Origin of the sequence: Raoultella sp., assembly GCF_039594335.1 — a bacterium.
In the GTDB taxonomy this organism is placed as follows: Bacteria; Pseudomonadota; Gammaproteobacteria; order Enterobacterales; family Enterobacteriaceae; genus Klebsiella.
This window is the reverse complement of the sequence record NZ_JBCNNS010000276.1, coordinates 1-2,801: the sequence shown is the minus strand read 5'-3', so window position 1 is coordinate 2,801 and position 2,801 is coordinate 1. Positions and strand designations below refer to the sequence as shown.

General features: G+C 59.8%; 3 protein-coding genes. All 3 read right to left on the bottom strand.

Going from position 1 to position 2,801, the window contains the following annotated elements:
- On the bottom strand, positions 1-812 hold an 812-nt coding region (gene prmC, locus ACZAHD_RS22955; RefSeq protein WP_462458771.1), incomplete at its 3' end, for a peptide chain release factor N(5)-glutamine methyltransferase.
- The gene (gene prfA / locus ACZAHD_RS22950) at positions 812-1,894 is read right to left on the bottom strand and encodes a peptide chain release factor 1 (RefSeq protein ID WP_462458770.1); all 1,083 of its coding nucleotides are present in this window, start codon (positions 1,892-1,894) and stop codon (positions 812-814) included. The genes prfA and prmC, both read right to left, overlap by 1 nt.
- Positions 1,895-1,935: 41 nt before the next feature.
- On the bottom strand, positions 1,936-2,801 hold an 866-nt coding region (gene hemA / locus ACZAHD_RS22945), incomplete at its 5' end, for a glutamyl-tRNA reductase (protein WP_462458769.1).

The following is a 2,801-nucleotide window of genomic DNA, read 5'->3' as shown; positions in this document are numbered from 1 at the left end:
GTCAGGCGATCGTTATCGCCGTAGTCACGGCAGGTCGCCACATCGTGATAGCCCGCGTCACGGAACAGCGCCCGTACCGCGTCCCCCTGTTTCCAGCCGTGTTCCAGCAACATCAGTCCGTCGGGCGCCAGGAAACGACGCCCTTCCCGGATGATATGAGCGAGGTCGGCCAGGCCGTTATCGGCAGCAACCAGCGCCGTTTTTGGCTCAAAACGAACATCGCCCTGCTCAAGATGCGGATCGGTTTCGTCGATATAGGGCGGGTTGCTGACAATCATTGTGAACTGCTGCCCGGCCAGCGCGCTGAACCAGTGGCTTTGCAGGACGGTAACGTTCTCGATGGCAAGGCGCTCGGCATTACGCGCGGCTAATGCCGCAGCATCGGGCATAAAATCAACCGCCATGATCTGACAGTCCGGACGTTCACTGGCTAACGCCAGGGCGATCGCGCCGGTGCCGGTGCCTAAATCCAGAATCCGGCACGGGGTAGCCGGCAGCCGCGCCAGTGCCTGCTCAACGAGGCATTCGGTGTCCGGACGCGGAATGAGGGTCGCAGGGGAAACCAGCAGCGGCAGCGACCAGAACTCACGCTCGCCCACCAGATGCGCTACCGGTTCACCGCGCTGGCGGCGGCTCAGCAGCGTCTCCAGCTGCGCCTGCTGTTCCAGGGTCAGCACCGTTTCACCGAAGGCAAGGAGATAGGTCCGTGCCTTGCCGGTGACGTGGCCTAACAAGATCTCGGCGTCGCGTCGCGGGCTTTCACTCTCGCCCAGTCGGGCAATCGCCTGCACCAGCCACTGTTGAAAGGTCATCATTCCTGCTCGGAAAGCGCGGCCAGCTGATCGGCCTGATATTCCTGAACAATCGGCTCAATCAGCATATCCAGTTTCCCTTCCATCGTTTCATCCAGACGATAAAGGGTCAGGTTGATGCGGTGGTCGGTAACGCGGCCCTGCGGGAAGTTATAGGTGCGGTTGCGATCGCTGCGATCGCCGCTGCCCAGCAGGTTGCGACGGGTTGACGCTTCCGCCTGCTGACGCTTGGCAATTTCCGCCGCGCGAATGCGCGCGCCGAGCACCGATAATGCTTTAGCTTTGTTTTTGTGCTGCGAACGCTCGTCCTGACACTCCACCACAATCCCGGTCGGTAAGTGGGTAATACGGATCGCGGAATCGGTGGTGTTAACGTGCTGACCACCGGCCCCGGAGGAACGGAAAGTATCAATACGCAAATCGCCCGGGTTGATCTCCGGCATTTCGGCTTCCGGCAGCTCCGGCATCACCGCCACGGTACAGGCGGAGGTATGAATGCGGCCCTGAGATTCGGTAGCCGGCACGCGCTGAACGCGATGACCGCCGGATTCAAATTTCAGGCGACCATACACGCCATCGCCGCTGATTTTGGCAATCACCTCTTTATAACCGCCATGTTCGCCTTCGTTAGCGCTGATGATCTCCACGCGCCAGCGGCGAGCCTCGGCATAGCGGCTGTACATACGGAACAGATCGCCGGCAAACAGTGCCGCTTCATCACCGCCGGTACCGGCGCGGACTTCGACAAAGGCGTTGCGTTCGTCATCCGGATCCTGCGGCAGCAGCAGCACCTGCAGCTGTTGCTCCATCTCTTCGCTTTTCGCTTTCGCATCGCGCAGCTCTTCCTGCGCCATCTCACGCATTTCCGGATCGTCAAGCATCATCTGTGCAGTGTCAATATCGTCCTGTACCTGGCGCCATTCGGTATAGCAGCGCGCCACGTCGCTCAGCTGCGCATATTCCCGCGACAGCGCGCGGAATCGATCCTGATCGGCGATGGTCGCAGCATCACCCAGCAGCGCCTGAACTTCTTCATGGCGTTCGTACAGAGCTTCCAGTTTGGCAACAATAGAAGGCTTCATAGGCGTGAATTCACCCTGTCCTGAAAAAAGAGAAATGTGCGCTATTCCAGCCCGAGGCTGTTGCGCAGAATATGCAGGCGTTCATCATCCCCGTCACGGGCTGCCTGCTGAAGAGATTTGGTTGGTGCGTGGATCAGGCGATTGGTCAGCTTCCGTGCCAGATCCTGCATAATTTCCTGCGCATCGCCGCCCTGCTCCAGCGCAGCCAGCGCTTTCGCCGTCAGCTCCTCACGGACCTGCTCGGACTGGGAACGATATTCGCGGATAGTCTCGCTGGCGCTCTGGGCACGCAGCCAGGCCATAAATTCGCTGGTTTCCTGCTCGACGATCGTTTCCGCCTGTACCGCCGCGGCTTTACGCTGCGCCAGGTTATGCTGAATGATGTTTTGCAGATCGTCCACGCTGTACAGATAGGCGTTTGCCAGCTTACCCACTTCGGGTTCGACATCGCGAGGCACCGCGATATCGACCAGCAGCATCGGCTGATTACGCCGCGCCTTCAGCGCACGTTCCACCATCCCCTTCCCGATAATCGGCAGCGGGCTGGCGGTCGAACTGATGATGATGTCGGCCTCTTTTAGCCGCTCATCGATATCGCTCAGGGTGATAACCTCCGCACCGACTTCCTCAGCCAGAACCTGCGCGCGCTCGCGGGTACGGTTGGCAATCACCATGTTGCGCACGTTGTGTTCGCGCAGATGGCGCGCCACCAGTTCAATGGTTTCTCCGGCCCCAACCAGCAACACCGTCACGCTTGAAAGGGATTCGAAGATTTGTCGTGCCAGCGTACAGGCGGCGAAAGCCACGGAGACCGCGCTGGCACCGATATCGGTTTCGGTACGGACGCGTTTTGCCACCGAGAACGACTTCTGGAACATCCGCTCCAGTTCGCTAACGTTAAGGTGAC

Bases quoted from the DNA above. Each gene is read 5' to 3' on its own strand.
- prfA (WP_462458770.1), bottom strand. From the start codon at position 1,894: ATGAAGCCTTCTATTGTTGCCAAACTGGAAGCTCTGTACGAACGCCAT.